Here is a 14,203-nt window from a genome sequence, read left to right as displayed (position 1 = left end):
TCATTAATGATGCCTTAACAGGCAAAATTAAAGTAGCATAAAAATTTTAAACTAGCGAACTTTGGTTGGCTAGGTTTTTAATATTTCGGAGGAATATGAGCTTATATACAGTAGATACGGCTAATAAAAAACTGAAACCATTAGACGGTACAAAACTCAGTGAGCAACAGCTGACAGAGCGTTATGACCTGCAAGAATGGTTGGTGAGCCATCCTGAAGCATTGGGCGAAGAACTGCTGATTATCCAAAAAGAATTTGATGGCTTTGATGGGACTGGGGAACGCTTAGACCTTTTGGCATTAGACACCAAAGGCCAATTAGTACTGATTGAAAATAAGCGAGATGACAGTGGGCGAGACGCTGTGTGGCAAGCATTAAAATATGCATCTTATATCGCGCCGTTTACCTCAGAAGATATCATTAATGTTTATGCAAATTACCTAAGTAAGTATCGACCAATTGAACCTGATCTGGATGTCGATGCTTATGAGCTTGAACATGTTGATCACACAGCAAGTGTATTGATTGAAAAATTCTTAGGTGAAAACTCTGATATAGATTGGATGAGTAAACTGAATCCTAAAGCAACTCAACGCATCATTCTAGTTGCAGGTGAATTTAGAAAAGAAGTAACCAATACTGCGCTTTGGTTAATTGAACGTGATATTGATGTGAAATGTGTAAAGGTGTCACCTTATATATTGAATGGTCAGTTACTGGTCGATATTCAGCAAATAATTCCTGTGCCTGAAGCATCGGAATATATGGTGCGTTTAAGCCGTAAAGATGCAGAAATTAGAGTCATTAAAGAAAAAGAAAATTCACTGGGTAAATTGAGAATAGCTTATTGGACACAGTTGTTAGAGGATTTTCAAAATTGGAGCTTTGATCTTTTCCGCAACGTAAATCCAGTCAGTGTTGGGTGGCGCAGTGCAGGATCAACAATTGCAAAGTGTAACTACAATTTGATTTTTGCCCAAAAAGAACTCCGTGTCGAACTTGAGTTTGCAACAAGTAATACCGAACATAATAAAAAACTCTTTGATTTCTTTTATGAACGTAAAGCAGAAATTGAGCAAAGTTGCGGTTTACAGTTGATTTGGCTCAGATCAGATAACCAAAAGCTCTCTAAGATTGCCGTTGCTAACGCCGTAGAGGGTTATAACAAAGCACTCTGGCCTGAATATATTCAATGGCATTTTGAACACGTGCAAAAGTTTGAGCAAGTGTTTAAGCCGTATATGAAAGATGTGTATCAAATCATTAAGTAAGAACAATAAAGATTTAAGAAATTGGGGTATATGGTGAATACAGCACATTTATTGGCACAGATTAGCCAGCTTCTAGAAGACAAGCCAGATTTGTCTGAAATTGTAGATGATCGATTAGAGAAACTTATTTCTTATTTAGAGCAAAAAGAAAATTCATTGGAACTGAAAACCATCAGTGAACTACAGAAGGCTAATTTTTTCGTAGATAGTTATCAACGAGGCTATAAATGGAAACAGCAACAAGTTACGGAACTGCTAGATGACATTGATGAGTTTGAACCAAAGCAGGAAAGCGATTTCTATTGCTTGCAACCTGTAGTCGTTAAAAGAAAAACTGAGGGCACAAAATACTATTGGGAACTCATTGATGGTCAACAACGTATGACCACAATTTTTATTATTTTGACTTACTTAACCAATGAGCAATATTTCTCTCTTCGTTATGAAACTAGAGAATCTAGTACAGAGCATTTAAATAACTTAGATGTACTCACTGAAAATAACCTGCCCACGATTGATGCACATTACTTCTATACAGCTTATAAAGCTGTGAAAAAATGGTTTGAGGAAAAGGGATCAGAATTTAACAGACAACATTGGAAAAATAAGCTTCTACATCATACAAAAATCATTTGGTATGCTGTACGTGTAGATCGGGATCAAGATTCAAAAAAGCAATCTATTGAAATCTTTAGCCGACTCAATCAGGGTAAGATTCCACTCACCGATGCAGAGTTGATCAAGGCATTATTCTTACAAAAAATTGCGAAAGCTTATGAGAATGATCATCTTGCAGTTCAGAAACAAACTGAAATGGCGAATCAATGGGATGCGATTGAGCAAGCCCTACAAAATGATGAATTTTGGGTATTCTTAAGTCCATCACAACATACCAATAAACACACACGTATTGAACTCATTTTTGATCTTATTGCGGATAAATCGACTGATAAAAAAGTGTTAAAACTGAAAGTGGATCATCAAACTTTTATACATTACGCAAATAAGTTTAAATCAGCCCGAGATGTGAAAGATTTAATTGAAACAGAGTGGCTAAAGGTTCTCACAGGATTTCAGTATTTAAATGAGTGGTATGAAAATGATCGTTTATATCATTTGATTGGATACCTAATCGGTCAGAAATATAAAACAATCCAAGAGATTTGGTTAGTTGCACAGGGCTGTAAACGAGATGAATTTGAAGCGAAGCTAAAAAAATTTATCCAACTTGAATTAAGTAATCTTTTTAAGAAAGACAAAAATGCTAAAGAATTAGATTTTGATCATGTCTTCTATGATGTAGATGACACCTCATGTCGACCAAAAATTAAATCTATTCTCATATTATTTAATATTTTTAGATATGAGCGACACAACACACGTTTTTCTTTTAAACGCTATAACCAAGTAAAGTGGGATATTGAGCATATCCATGCCCAGCAAAGTGAGGAACTATCCAACAAGGATGATCAAATCAAGGTTTGGGTCTCTGAGCAAAAGGCACTATTAGGAGAAATAGCAGACATTTTTTCAAAACAAAAGCTTAGAGCGATACTAAGCCAATATGAGACAGTCTCTGATCCTACACAAAGAGAGCTTTTGTTTAGTGAATATAATGAAATTTTAGAACTCTTGATTGGTAGTTTTTCAGAAAATATTCAGACACTTGATAATTTATGCCTTTTACCAGAAAGCGATAATCGCTCTATAGGGAATGATCCGTTTTTTATTAAAAGAAAGAAGGTTTTACAAGCAGAAAAAGAGTTGTATGAATTAGCTAAAACTAACACAGCGAACTTTATTCCTTTGGCATCACAACAGGTCTTCTCTAAATATTTTAGTGACGATGTAAACCACATGCTGAAGTGGGATATAGCGGACAGAAAAAACTATAAAAAAGCATTGTTAGACTGCTTTAAACAATATGGTATTGAATTTCACGATGAAAATGAGGGGTGATCAAAATGGCTAAATTGACATTGTGGAAAGCATTGGAACAGTATCATATTGTTATTCCTACAATTCAGCGTGATTACGCACAGGGTCGAAAGAATGATCCAAAGATTACTCAAATCCGTAAAGCATTTTTGCAAGCCTTAGTACAAAGTTTGACTGAAAATCAAGAGCTTGAACTTGATTTTGTCTATGGGGCTTTAAATCAAAAAACACTTGAATTGTTAGATGGGCAACAACGTCTAACGACTTTGTTCCTTTTACATTGTTATCTTGTGAATAAAAATAAAGTAAATATAAATGAAATTGATTTAATCAAAGAACAATTACAGAAATTCAGTTATCAAACGCGAACGAGTTCTAAGCTATTTATTTCTCAGTTGGTTGAGAGGTTAGTCGAAATGGAATGGATCGGTAAGCCTTCCGTGGCGATTGAAAACGAAGCGTGGTTTTTAGCAGTATGGCGTAAAGATCCAACCATTATTTCAATCTTAACGATGTTAGATGAGTTGGATTCATTACTAGGGTCAAAGACGGCGGATGAGCTTGAGAAATTATGGGTGAGTTTGAGTAGTCATTCAGTTCTGAATTTTTATCTGCTACCAATGAATGAGTTTTCATTAACCGATGAGCTATATATTAAAATGAATGCCAGGGGGGTTCAACTAACAGAATTCGAAAATTTTAAAGCATGGCTCCAGGGTTTTCTTGAAAATAAAATAGATACAAGCAAAGCAAATGCTTTTTTTCAGAGTATTGACTCAGAATGGACTGATTTAATCTGGACTGCTAGTAATAATAAAGATTGGAATAAGTCTTTTGATGTGAGTTTTATTCACTTATTTAAAATTTGTCTGTTATGTGAGTACAGAGCATATTTATCCAAAAATCAAAAATCTGATTACACTGATGAAAAAGATAGTGATAGTTTAGTGAGCCGTTTGAGACTGAATTTATTTATTTCGCAAAATGAATATACGGATTTATTCTCAAATGATGTCAACAATACGATTGATAACTTAACAGCACTTTTAGATTTTGCTGTTGTAAAGCAACAAAGCCAGAAAAATATTCTTGAAATCTTAAGTAAAGATAAGCCTTCCTATGAAGAGCAAGCAAACTTAGCAACTACTTATTATTTTACTAAGTATATTCAAAATATTGATCAATTCGAGGATTGGAGCAGAATTAGTGGGTGGTTAGTAAAAAATGCTAAGGGTTACTATAACTCTGAAAAATTGATGTTCTCAGTGCTCGAAGCGATTGAACAATTAGCAATCTATATTGGTCATGAAAACGTTCTACAAAAAATTAGCACTTTGCACCAACAGCAAGACATTATAGAATTTTGTAGTAAAACTGCTTTTGAAAAATCACATATTGAACATGAGGTTGAAAAAACCCAACTCATACTTCAAGATACAGCTTGGAAAGAATTATTAAATAAATATGAAGAACATGAATATTTCTATGGGCGCGTTGATTTTTTACTTGATTATGCAAAGACAGATGATCAGATTATCTGTATGGATAAGTTTACTTATTATGCTGAAACTGCAAAAAAAATATTTGACGATGAATTTATCAAAGACAAGAAATATCGACTACATCAGTCATTATTAAGTTTAGGTAACAGCTTAAACAACTATTTCGTTAAACGCGGAAGAAATTTAAGTTTTTGTTCGGCTACCTATAATTCTTATCGTGATAGAGCAGAAAATTGGCGAGCTGTATTTGATCACAATAAAGTCTCTGACAATAATAAATCCCCACAGCTTAAAATCTTATTAGATATGTTAGAGGGTGATGTCAGCTTTGAAAAACTGAATGCTATTAGGAATCAAAATTTAGCTCAAATCTATGATTGGAGAAAATATTTTGTTCTTGATGCAAATATTTTTAAGTATTGTTCTGGTGCGCAGATTAGAAAGGAAAGTGAAGATCTTATCTTTTTGCTCAAAAAGTCAAAGCTTAGCGGAACACATGCTGAGTTAAGAAGTTATGTTTTATATCACACCTTGCAGACAGCAGAATACGGTTTAACAGAGACAGACCTTGATTATTTATCTGTTTCTAGTAGAGAGATCATGCCAAGTTTAAAAGTTCAAAATAGGCTTCGAATCACGTTTAAAAATGGTGTATTTGTCAATGAAATCATTGAGCAAAATTTTGAAGATGGTGAGTTTTTTAGACTAATAACCAGTGAAGAGATGTACGAGTTTAAAAATATCATCAAAGCACAACAGCAAGTACTAGATGAAATTAAACATCCAGAAAGAGAAGAGATTGCCTAATGGTCAGTTTAACCAATGAACGTGCTTTAGAAATGGCGATTGAAAAAGCACTGACTGGAACATGCCGTGAAAATATTAAAGCAGGTTTAACCGATATTTCTCTACCTCATCATGGGTTTAAATCACCTTTATCAACTACAAAAGTTGAAGCGAAATGAAAAGCAGAAAATCAGCCTTCAGCCTATGATGAAGAATGACCATTATTAAGAGGCATAGATTTATGCCGTAATGCATAGGTTTTATATGTCTGATTCTACATGTTTTATACTGTGTTACTTGGGGGGAATGTGGTGAACAGAGAGCACATGGCTTTTGGCAACTGTACTTAATCATGCTGAATAGAATTTTAATGCAGCGCGTGTTTAAAATATGAGTGGCATTTAATCAAGCATTTACATACGAACTATAATCTGATTGAAATTCACATTTTTGTTTAGGTTGTATGGTTAACTGATTGAAAGTAATAGGGAAGTATGCCAATGGAATATAAAAAACTACCTCAAAGTATTCAACAGCGATTAGGACAAAAACAAGCTAGGATTGATGAAGTTGGAATGTCCAGTGCCAATATCTGTTATATGAAGATATGGTGTTAAAAATTGAAGTACAGCAAGCAGAATCTAATCATGAATATACAATGCTAAGCTGGTTAGCTGATAAATTACCTGTACCTGAAGTGCTTCTGCACATCCAAGAACAAGAATTAAGTTATTTATTGATGAGCCGTGCAAAAGGTGAGTTCGCATGCTCAGATTATTGGCTTAGTCGTCCTCAGCAGTTGGTTAAAATTTTAGCCAAATCTTTAAAGATGTTGTGGGATGTACCCATTCAAAATTGCCCTTATGACCTTTCATTGAACCATAAATTAAAAATTGCTGAGAAAATGTACATAATGAAAAATATAGTATTGAGGATGCAAAAGAAGGCACTTATGGGGATTCAGCGTTTCAATCACCTGAGGTACTTTTATCTTGGCTAAATGCGCATCGTCTGAACGAAGATTTAGTTTTTTCACATGGAGATTTTTGTTTACCCAATATTTTTATTGATCAAGATAATATAAGTGCATTGATTGATTTAGGTCGAAGCGGTATCGCTGATCGTTATCAAGATATTGCTCAGTGTTATCGTAGCTTAAAGTATAATTTTTCAGGTGTTTATTCAGGCATTGCATACCCTAACTTTGATACTGACATGTTATTTAATGAGTTAGAAATGACACCGGACTATGACAAAATTCGATATTACATGCTGTTGGATGAGTTATTCTAAATTGAATCTAGTAATTGGCTAGTTCTTATTTTTGCATACTAAGTTTTCCTAAATTTATATTAACAACAGCTAGGTAGTTACGTCCCGATATTCATATTCAACATAAGAAAACGCAAAAGAAAATAGTTCTAGATACTAAGTGGAAGTTATTAGATCAGAATAATCGAGCAGGAAGATTTGGTTTAAAGGATAGTGATGTACAACAAATGTTTGCCTATAGTCACTTTTATCTAGACCATCAGAGTGAGGTGATATTAATTTACCCCTATCAAAATCAGAAGTTTGATAAAGAGTTATGTTTCAATTTTAATGTACAAGGTAAAGGTATTTTAAAGGCGATCCCTTTTGATGTGGAAAATCCTGACAATATCGTAAACGCGATTGCTACTTATGATTTAATGTCAAAGTAGAGTAGCAAGGGCTTAGTTTTCCCCGTCCTCACCCGCCACATAAACCGGCGACATCTGTCTGGCATCAAGAGGCTGCTTGCAGCAATCACAAGTTAGACTTGGGCTGGTCACATGCCCACAGCTTTTATGTAGATAACGTAACTCAGGAAATTGTTTATTTTCATTTTGCCAAATATTGCCCCATGTACTCATGGTGACAATAATCGGGTACAGTGCTAAGCCTTTTTCCGTCAGCTTATACTCATAGCGTTTTGGTGCTTCATGATAAAGCACTTTCTCAAAAATCTTGTGTTCGACCAAACGGTTAATCCGCTCAGTTAGCAAATGACGGGTGATGCCCAACTGCTTTTGAAAATCATCAAAACGACGGGTTTTCATAAAAGCATTACGAATAATCAGCAGGGTCCAACGGTCGCCAAAAATCGACAAAGTCCGTGCAATTGGACAATTCATTTCACCGAGTTCATGCCATTTCATCGTAATACCATCTATATGTCTTTATAGGAAGCAGGCTGTCATTTTAGGACAACTTGAACGATTAAGATATCCGCTTTATTGACAACTTATCATAGCAGCTATATTTTTCAATTAAGTTCTTTTTTGGAACTTAATATTTTGAGATCTATTCTTGAGGTGAGTTATGTCTGCGTCAGCGTTAAAAGAAAAATCAAAGCAAAAGATACCTGCATCATTTCCAGTCCGCCGTATGGATTATGAGTTTCAGGATATGCCCAAATACTGGTGTAATAATGAACCAACCTTTACCCATTATTTCACAGGTCTTTCCACCCTATTTCCAGAAGGAGAGTCTTACTTTGTCCGTTCGGTCAGGGCTTTACGTGATCAAGTCAAAAGCAACCCGCAACTGGATCGTGATATTGGCGCTTTTATTGGTCAGGAGGCGATGCATTCCAAAGAACATCATGCCTTCCATGTCAGTGCGCAACAATATGGCCTAGACCCTGAATCACTGGAAAAAGTCACAGGCATTATCCTTAAAGCCATTGAACGTACCTTTCCGAAAAAGTGGAATCTCTTGGTCACAGTTGGGTTGGAGCATTACACCGCAGTATTGGTGGTGGAGATGATGAAAAACGTCAATGAATTAATGACTGATACCACGATCCGTAATTTATGGCTGTGGCACAGTGTCGAAGAAACCGAACATAAAGCGGTTGCCTATGACATGTATGAATATCTCTATGGCAAAGGACTAGATGCCTATATCCCACGCGTAGCGATTTTTAGCCTGAGTTTGGTCCTCATCACAACCTTCTCGAACGTCTACCAAGTGGTATTGATGTCCAGAGATAAGCAATTACTCAATCTGAAATCGTGGGCTAAATTTGCAGGCTTTACCGTGCAGGCCTATCGAAAACTGGTGCCACAATTTTTCTCTTATTATCGTCGTGATTTCCATCCTAATGATACCGATGAATCGGATATTGTGGCAAAAACCAAAATCAAAATTGGTTTATCGCCAGAACAATCGACTTTTATTCATTAATCGGCGCGAAAAAAATCACCCGCGCTTACACATCACCAAAGGGATAAATATCTGTAAGATAAGTTGAGCTCGCTTTGCATTGCGGGCTTATCATCCAGATCAATTCAATAAAAGATGGAAATATAACAATGAGTACAGTGGTCTTACATCAATGGGAAATTTCACCGTTCTGCAAGAAAGTTGCGCGGATGTTGCAGTTTAAAGGCATTGCATTTGAAACTGTAAATTATAACGGCGTATTGGGGGCTAAAGTCCCAGGACTCAGCAAAGTCGGCAAAGTCCCTGTGCTGGATATCAACGGACAACGCATTCAGGACAGTACTAAAATTGCCCGTTATCTAGATGATGCTTATCCAGAGTTGCCCCGTTTATATCCTACGGATCCGCTGCAAAAAGCCTATGTGGAATTGTGGGAAGACTGGTCTGACGAATTGTTATATTTCTATGAAGTATATTTTCGGGTCAGTGATGCCGATGCCTTGAATCATGCGGTCGCGATTAGTGCGGAAGGTCGTCCTAAGCATGAGATTGTATTGATGAAACCTTTGCTTAAAGCCGCGTTGAATCTGCAAGTAAAGATGCAAGGTACAGGACGAATGGCGAAGGCGGATATCGAGGCAGAATTTACTCGGCATTTAGAACGCATCGAGTTGGTATTGGGTCAAACGGGCTGGCTCGTCGGTGAGAGCAAAACCATTGCCGATATTGCAGTGGGTTCACAACTGTTAGAAGTGGTTCGCACCAGTAAAATCTGGGGACCTAAAATTAACAGTTATCCGCATATTCAGCATTGGATACAACAATTATGAATCGGTCGAAGCAAGAGATAACGCAGCCAACCGCGATTGTTGCGGTGGTTGGTGTGGGTGCTGAGCAAGGCATTGGTGCAGCAGTCTGTCGCCGTTTTGCTCAGGAAAAATTCAAAGTTTATGTGGTGGGACGAAGCTTAAATAAGGTTGAAAAAGTGGCAGCGGCAATTCATCGTCAAGGTGGGCAGGCGGTGGCTTATGCGCTGGATGCTGAAAACGAGCAGCAGCTGCAGACCTTATTTGATCATTTAAACGATCAGCCAGAATCATTGGCAGCAGTGATTCATAATGTGGGTGGTAATATTCCTTCGATCTTTTTACAAAGCACTCTGAAGTTTTTTAGCCAAATGTGGCGTTCCACCTTTTTATCTGCGGTGTTGGTGGCGCAGCGTAGTTTAAGCATTTTTCAAAAACAGCAGCAGGGCACGCTGATTTTTACCGGTGCCAGTGCTTCTTTGCGAGGTAAACCTTTTTTTGCAGCATTTACCATGGGCAAATCTGCGCTGAGAAGCTACGCCTTAAATTTGGCTGAACTCTATCGCCCGCAAAATATCCATGTGGCGCATGTGGTGGTAGATGGTATGGTTGATGGTGATCGTGTCAATAAAGCCTTATGGGGCTTGGGACGGCTGGCACGGTTAACTCGTGGTACGGGTGGTTTAAATATTGAGGCAATTGCTGAAAATTACTGGATGCTCTATCAGCAAAATGTTGATTTATGGACGCATGAACTGGATTTACGTCCTTATCAGGAGAAATTCTAAGATGAGTAAGTTGCTGCCACACTGGTTGAAAGCCCAACAAAAAATGCAGGGCTGTGCGGTGATCGTGGGCAATGATGTGCAGGCGTTAAGCCCGCTTTTTAGCCCTGAGATACCTGTTTATCAACTTCAACATGATGTGACCCAAACACAGCCACAGCTTGAGGTTCAAGCACAGAGGTGGATCCGTGTACGACTGAATTTACTGGATGCGAGTGCGCTAAAAAAATGCATGCAACAGATTCAAACAGCAGGGTATTTTGTCGATTTATGCATCTTTCAACCTGACTTTGTGCTGCCTGAAAATAGCCATGCATTGTCCGCTGCACAGCTTGAGTCCTGTTGGCAAAACACGGGTTTAACCGCAGTGAGTATTGCTCAAGCTGTGATTCGACAGATGCTGTCCAAACAACAAGGGACTTTGATTTTTTTAGGGCCACAGCAGGCTATTCAATCTGAGCAAGATTTATTCAGTCAAAGCCTGTCTGCCAGTATTCGAGCCTTGGCTCAGTCATTGGCGCGAGAGTTTCAGCCGAAGGGAATTCACGTGGTCTATTGTGCGCTGGCACATTGGCAAAGTGCTAACCATGCGTTGATGCAATCGCTGCAACAGACCTGTTGGCATCTGTATCAACAACCCAAATCGACGTGGAGTCAGGAGTTACGCTTAGGATTATAAAATCACGCGTATTCAATCTTTGGACTGAAATGCAGTATAGAGCAGGCTGATGATGTTTGAAATTTCAGTTTCATTGATGGCGGCATAGCCAAAACGGATATGAAAATGCTGATTTGATGCTTGGCTTTCAGCCGCAAAATGCGCTTCAGCATCAATATGCAACTGATTCAGAAGCTCATTATATTCAGCGCGATAGGGAAATTTGAATTTGACCCATAGCGCCATGCCTCCCAACGGAGGGTTAATGTCTACTCGATCTTTAAATACCGCTTGGAAGCGGTTCACTGCAAAGTCACGCCGTTGTTGGTAAATTTTGCGCATCTTGCGGATATGGCGCTTAATTTCTCCCTGTTGCATCAGTTCTGCCATCGCCAATTCAGTGATGATATTACCTTGTTTATCAATCAACAGAATCTCCTGATTCATGGCTTGGATGATGTCTCGATTGGCGACCACATAGCCAATCCTTAAACTCGGCGCAAACACTTTGGACAGTGAACCAATATGAATGACTTTTTCTGCATGCGGCAAACTGATCAGCGGTGGAATCGGGCGGCTGTCATAATGAAACTCATGATCGTAGTCATCTTCAATAATATAAAAATCAAAGCTTTTTGAGAGTTCCAATAATTTTAAGCGCCGATCCATTGCCATGGTCACGGTGGTTGGATATTGATGATGCGGGGTGGTATAGATTGCAGCCACATCATATTTTTCTAGTAGTTCTTCAAGATGCTTAATATCAAGACCATGTTGATCCAGCCGAACCCGAACGATGTGATAATGATGAGACAGAAAGGTTTCAATCGCGGGGGGATAAGACCATTGCTCCACCACAATCACTTTGCGTTGAGCAGAACGCCCAGCCAGTACACGAGCCGCTAAAAAAATCCCCATTTGGCTGCCGCGAACCACACCAATATTGTCGATGCTGGTTTTAATAAAGCGTTCCATTGACAGCATTTGCAGCAATGCCTGACGTAACTCAATACTGCCTTGTGGGTCGCCATAGCCCATGATTTGAGAGCGGGTCACTTGAATCAAGGCATGTCGATAGGCTCGTGAAAATAATTCATAAGGAATTAGACGGGTATCTGGAATGCCATCATTTTTAACGGCTGTTGGGCTTGCTGTATTCGGTGACGGATTAAGTTCTAGCGCAGCATTGCTCTTTTTATGTTTTAACTCAGGCAAATTCTCTGCCACAAAGGTGCCTTGTCTTGGCTTGGAGATCAACCAGCCTTGTGCTTCTAAATCTTCATAAACCGACTGTACGGTTTTACGATTAATCTTTAATTCATCCGCAAGCGAGCGGGAGCCAGACAGACGTGAGCCTGAGCTGAGCCGGCCAGACAGAATCTCTTCAATAATCTGATTGGCCAACTTGAGAAAGATGGTTTTTTCTTCTCGCTCTTCAAGATGAAGACGAATCTTCCACGGTTGCTGCATGCTGATCTGGACCATATAAGTTTTATAAACTGGATATTTTAACTCATCCACTGACTTCGTATTCTGCATCTGTCCCATCCACAAATCAACCGTAGCGAGGTGGTCTTATGCAAACCGCATTACTCAGCAAACAGCAATTGATGCAAACTGCACAGCAGAATATGAATTTGATCCAAGAGGTCAGTTATACGGATCGACAGAAGTTAGCTTTAACTTGTCGTATTTTATTTGATCATGGCCATGATGCAGGCTTGGCCGGACAAATTACCTGTCGTGCCGAACAAGAAAATACCTTTATCACACAGCGTTTTGGTCTGGGTTTTGACGAAATTACCGCAGCCAATTTATTGGTGGTCGATCAAGACCTTAAACCTTTAGATCAGCAAGGCATGGCCAACCCAGCCAACCGTTTTCATACTTGGATTTATCAGCAACATCCTGAAGTGAATTGCATTATCCATACCCATCCCACTCATATTGCAGCCTTGTCGATGCTACGTGTGCCATTGGCCATTTCGCAAATGGATACCTGTGCCTTGTATGAAGATTGCTCTTTTGTCGGTGAATGGCCGGGGGTGCCTGTCGGCAATGAAGAAGGCATTTTTATTTCTGAAGCGCTAGGAAAAAATCGGGCGGTGTTGTTGTCTCATCACGGTCAGTTGGTGGCCGGCAAGAGCATTGAAGAAGCTTGTAATTTAGCGTTGTTGATTGAGCGTGCTGCACGTTTGCAACTATTAGCGATGTCAGCAGGTCAAATCCAGCCGATTCCACATGAACTGGCAAAAGAAGCACATGACTGGTTGTCTACTGATAAGCGCAACAAAGTCAATTTTGCCTACTACGCACGTAAGGCGTTGAAAAACCATCAAGATTGTATTGAGGAGTAAATCACATGAAAATTGAAGGCATTATTGCTTATCCCGTCACGCCATTTAAAGCGGGCGGGCAACAACTTGATCTTGAGGCCCTAACGATCAGTCTAAATGCATTGCTTGAATCACAATGTGATGCGATTGCACCTTTAGGCAGTGCAGGGGAAAGTGCTTATTTAACTTGGCAAGAATGGCAGCAGGTGGCACAAACCACCATTGAGGTGGTGAATCAACGTGTTCCTGTGATTGTTGGAATTTCTGAACTGACCACTGCGATGGCGATTCAAAAAGCCAAGAAAGCAGAAGAATTAGGTGCAGATGTAATTATGGTGATTCCAGTGTCGTATTGGAAACTCACCGATCAGGAAATTTATGATTATTATCAACAGATTGCCGCATCGGTAAAATTGCCAATTATGGTCTATAACAATCCTGCCACCAGTGGAATTGATATGTCACCTGAATTGATCGTGAAAATGTTTAATGAGATCGACAATATTTGCATGGTCAAAGACAGCACCGGTGATATTCAGCGTATGCATAAATTTCATGCTTTAACGCAGGGGCAGTTGCCATTTTATAATGGTTCTAATCCATTGGCGCTAGAAGCCTTTTGTGCTGGGGCGACAGGATGGTGTACGGCAGCACCCAATTTGCTCGGTGACTTGCCAAAGCAATTATATCAAGCGATTCAACAAGGTGATCTGTCAAAGGCGCAGGCGATATTTTATCAGCAACTCCCTGTGCTGAGCTTCATTGTCAAAGGTGGCTTACCGAAAACAGTGAAATCAGGGCTCAATCTATTGGGCTTTTCAGTCGGGGTGCCAAGACCGCCTTTGCAAAGTGCAACAGGGGCTGAAATTGAGCAGTTAAAAGGCTTGATACAAGCGGCTGTAAAATAAACATGTTCAAGTCAGGTCGAGATT

14 protein-coding genes and 1 pseudogene are annotated in these 14,203 nt (G+C 39.0%); 13 read left to right on the top strand and 2 right to left on the bottom strand.

Annotated elements, in window-relative coordinates; all coding sequences use genetic code 11:
• The first annotated feature begins 95 nt into the window (after positions 1–95).
• The 7 genes and pseudogenes from F957_RS00690 to F957_RS21405 all read left to right on the top strand — a co-directional run.
• Positions 96–1,271, top strand: a complete 1,176-nt coding sequence (locus tag F957_RS00690) for a DUF4268 domain-containing protein (RefSeq protein ID WP_016541904.1) — start codon at positions 96–98, stop codon at positions 1,269–1,271.
• A gap of 30 nt (positions 1,272–1,301) precedes the next feature.
• A complete protein-coding gene (locus F957_RS00695) occupies positions 1,302–3,230 on the top strand; it encodes a DUF262 domain-containing protein (RefSeq protein WP_016541903.1) in 1,929 nt (642 codons plus the stop codon).
• A 5-nt stretch (positions 3,231–3,235) separates the two neighbouring features.
• Positions 3,236–5,518, top strand: coding sequence for a GmrSD restriction endonuclease domain-containing protein (locus tag F957_RS00700; protein ID WP_016541902.1), 2,283 nt, complete (start codon positions 3,236–3,238; stop codon positions 5,516–5,518).
• Positions 5,518–5,676, top strand: a complete 159-nt coding sequence (locus tag F957_RS21745; RefSeq protein ID WP_016541901.1) for a hypothetical protein — start codon at positions 5,518–5,520, stop codon at positions 5,674–5,676. Before F957_RS00700 ends, F957_RS21745 begins: the two co-directional genes overlap by 1 nt.
• Positions 5,677–6,104: 428 nt before the next feature.
• Positions 6,105–6,497: an aminoglycoside phosphotransferase APH(3') gene (locus tag F957_RS00705; RefSeq protein ID WP_016541899.1), complete on the top strand. Its 393-nt coding sequence runs from the start codon at positions 6,105–6,107 to the stop codon at positions 6,495–6,497.
• Positions 6,425–6,790: a phosphotransferase gene (locus tag F957_RS22155; protein ID WP_081401632.1), complete on the top strand. Its 366-nt coding sequence runs from the start codon at positions 6,425–6,427 to the stop codon at positions 6,788–6,790. Before F957_RS00705 ends, F957_RS22155 begins: the two co-directional genes overlap by 73 nt.
• A 77-nt stretch (positions 6,791–6,867) precedes the next feature.
• Positions 6,868–7,200 (top strand): annotated as a pseudogene (locus tag F957_RS21405) (5-methylcytosine restriction system specificity protein McrC); the annotation flags it as partial.
• A 12-nt stretch (positions 7,201–7,212) separates the two neighbouring features.
• Here the strand turns inward: F957_RS21405 and F957_RS00715 are convergent.
• The gene (locus F957_RS00715) at positions 7,213–7,677 is read right to left on the bottom strand and encodes a winged helix-turn-helix transcriptional regulator (protein ID WP_016541896.1); all 465 of its coding nucleotides are present in this window, start codon (positions 7,675–7,677) and stop codon (positions 7,213–7,215) included.
• Between the two features lie 163 nt (positions 7,678–7,840).
• On the opposite strand from F957_RS00715, the gene F957_RS00720 reads away from it, so the two are divergent.
• From F957_RS00720 to F957_RS00735, 4 genes are all read left to right on the top strand, one after another.
• Complete coding sequence (locus tag F957_RS00720) at positions 7,841–8,707, top strand: metal-dependent hydrolase (protein WP_016541895.1); 867 nt, start codon at positions 7,841–7,843, stop codon at positions 8,705–8,707.
• Between the two features lie 128 nt (positions 8,708–8,835).
• On the top strand, positions 8,836–9,516 hold the full coding sequence (locus F957_RS00725) for a glutathione S-transferase family protein (protein WP_016541894.1): 681 nt from the start codon (positions 8,836–8,838) through the stop codon (positions 9,514–9,516).
• The gene (locus F957_RS00730) at positions 9,513–10,280 is read left to right on the top strand and encodes an SDR family NAD(P)-dependent oxidoreductase (protein WP_016541893.1); all 768 of its coding nucleotides are present in this window, start codon (positions 9,513–9,515) and stop codon (positions 10,278–10,280) included. Before F957_RS00725 ends, F957_RS00730 begins: the two co-directional genes overlap by 4 nt.
• Before the next feature lies 1 nt (position 10,281).
• Positions 10,282–10,956 (top strand): SDR family NAD(P)-dependent oxidoreductase, encoded by a 675-nt coding sequence (locus F957_RS00735; RefSeq protein WP_016541892.1) that lies wholly within the window; start codon positions 10,282–10,284, stop codon positions 10,954–10,956.
• Between the two features lie 12 nt (positions 10,957–10,968).
• On the opposite strand, the gene pdxR is transcribed toward F957_RS00735, so the two are convergent.
• Positions 10,969–12,474, bottom strand: a complete 1,506-nt coding sequence (gene pdxR, locus F957_RS00740; RefSeq protein ID WP_016541891.1) for a MocR-like pyridoxine biosynthesis transcription factor PdxR — start codon at positions 12,472–12,474, stop codon at positions 10,969–10,971.
• Between the two features lie 38 nt (positions 12,475–12,512).
• On the opposite strand from pdxR, the gene F957_RS00745 reads away from it, so the two are divergent.
• Positions 12,513–13,292, top strand: coding sequence for an aldolase (locus F957_RS00745; RefSeq protein WP_005273522.1), 780 nt, complete (start codon positions 12,513–12,515; stop codon positions 13,290–13,292).
• Between the two features lie 5 nt (positions 13,293–13,297).
• Entirely contained in the window at positions 13,298–14,179 is an 882-nt protein-coding gene (locus F957_RS00750; protein WP_016541890.1) for a dihydrodipicolinate synthase family protein, read from the top strand.
• The last annotated feature ends 24 nt before the right edge of the window (positions 14,180–14,203 follow it).

This window comes from Acinetobacter gyllenbergii CIP 110306 = MTCC 11365, assembly GCF_000413855.1.
GTDB lineage: Bacteria > Pseudomonadota > Gammaproteobacteria > Pseudomonadales > Moraxellaceae > Acinetobacter > Acinetobacter gyllenbergii.
This window is presented reverse-complemented; position numbering and strand designations above follow the sequence as displayed.

Excerpts from the sequence above, each read along its gene's own strand:
- F957_RS00690 (WP_016541904.1), top strand. The coding sequence starts at position 96 with ATGAGCTTATATACAGTAGATACGGCTAATAAAAAACTGAAACCATTA.
- F957_RS00695 (WP_016541903.1), top strand. The coding sequence starts at position 1,302 with ATGGTGAATACAGCACATTTATTGGCACAGATTAGCCAGCTTCTAGAA.
- F957_RS00700 (WP_016541902.1), top strand. The coding sequence starts at position 3,236 with ATGGCTAAATTGACATTGTGGAAAGCATTGGAACAGTATCATATTGTT.
- F957_RS21745 (WP_016541901.1), top strand. The coding sequence starts at position 5,518 with ATGGTCAGTTTAACCAATGAACGTGCTTTAGAAATGGCGATTGAAAAA.
- F957_RS00705 (WP_016541899.1), top strand. The coding sequence starts at position 6,105 with ATGGTGTTAAAAATTGAAGTACAGCAAGCAGAATCTAATCATGAATAT.
- F957_RS00715 (WP_016541896.1), bottom strand. The coding sequence starts at position 7,677 with ATGAAATGGCATGAACTCGGTGAAATGAATTGTCCAATTGCACGGACT.
- F957_RS00720 (WP_016541895.1), top strand. The coding sequence starts at position 7,841 with ATGTCTGCGTCAGCGTTAAAAGAAAAATCAAAGCAAAAGATACCTGCA.
- F957_RS00725 (WP_016541894.1), top strand. The coding sequence starts at position 8,836 with ATGAGTACAGTGGTCTTACATCAATGGGAAATTTCACCGTTCTGCAAG.
- F957_RS00730 (WP_016541893.1), top strand. The coding sequence starts at position 9,513 with ATGAATCGGTCGAAGCAAGAGATAACGCAGCCAACCGCGATTGTTGCG.
- F957_RS00735 (WP_016541892.1), top strand. The coding sequence starts at position 10,282 with ATGAGTAAGTTGCTGCCACACTGGTTGAAAGCCCAACAAAAAATGCAG.
- pdxR (WP_016541891.1), bottom strand. The coding sequence starts at position 12,474 with ATGCAGAATACGAAGTCAGTGGATGAGTTAAAATATCCAGTTTATAAA.
- F957_RS00745 (WP_005273522.1), top strand. The coding sequence starts at position 12,513 with ATGCAAACCGCATTACTCAGCAAACAGCAATTGATGCAAACTGCACAG.
- F957_RS00750 (WP_016541890.1), top strand. The coding sequence starts at position 13,298 with ATGAAAATTGAAGGCATTATTGCTTATCCCGTCACGCCATTTAAAGCG.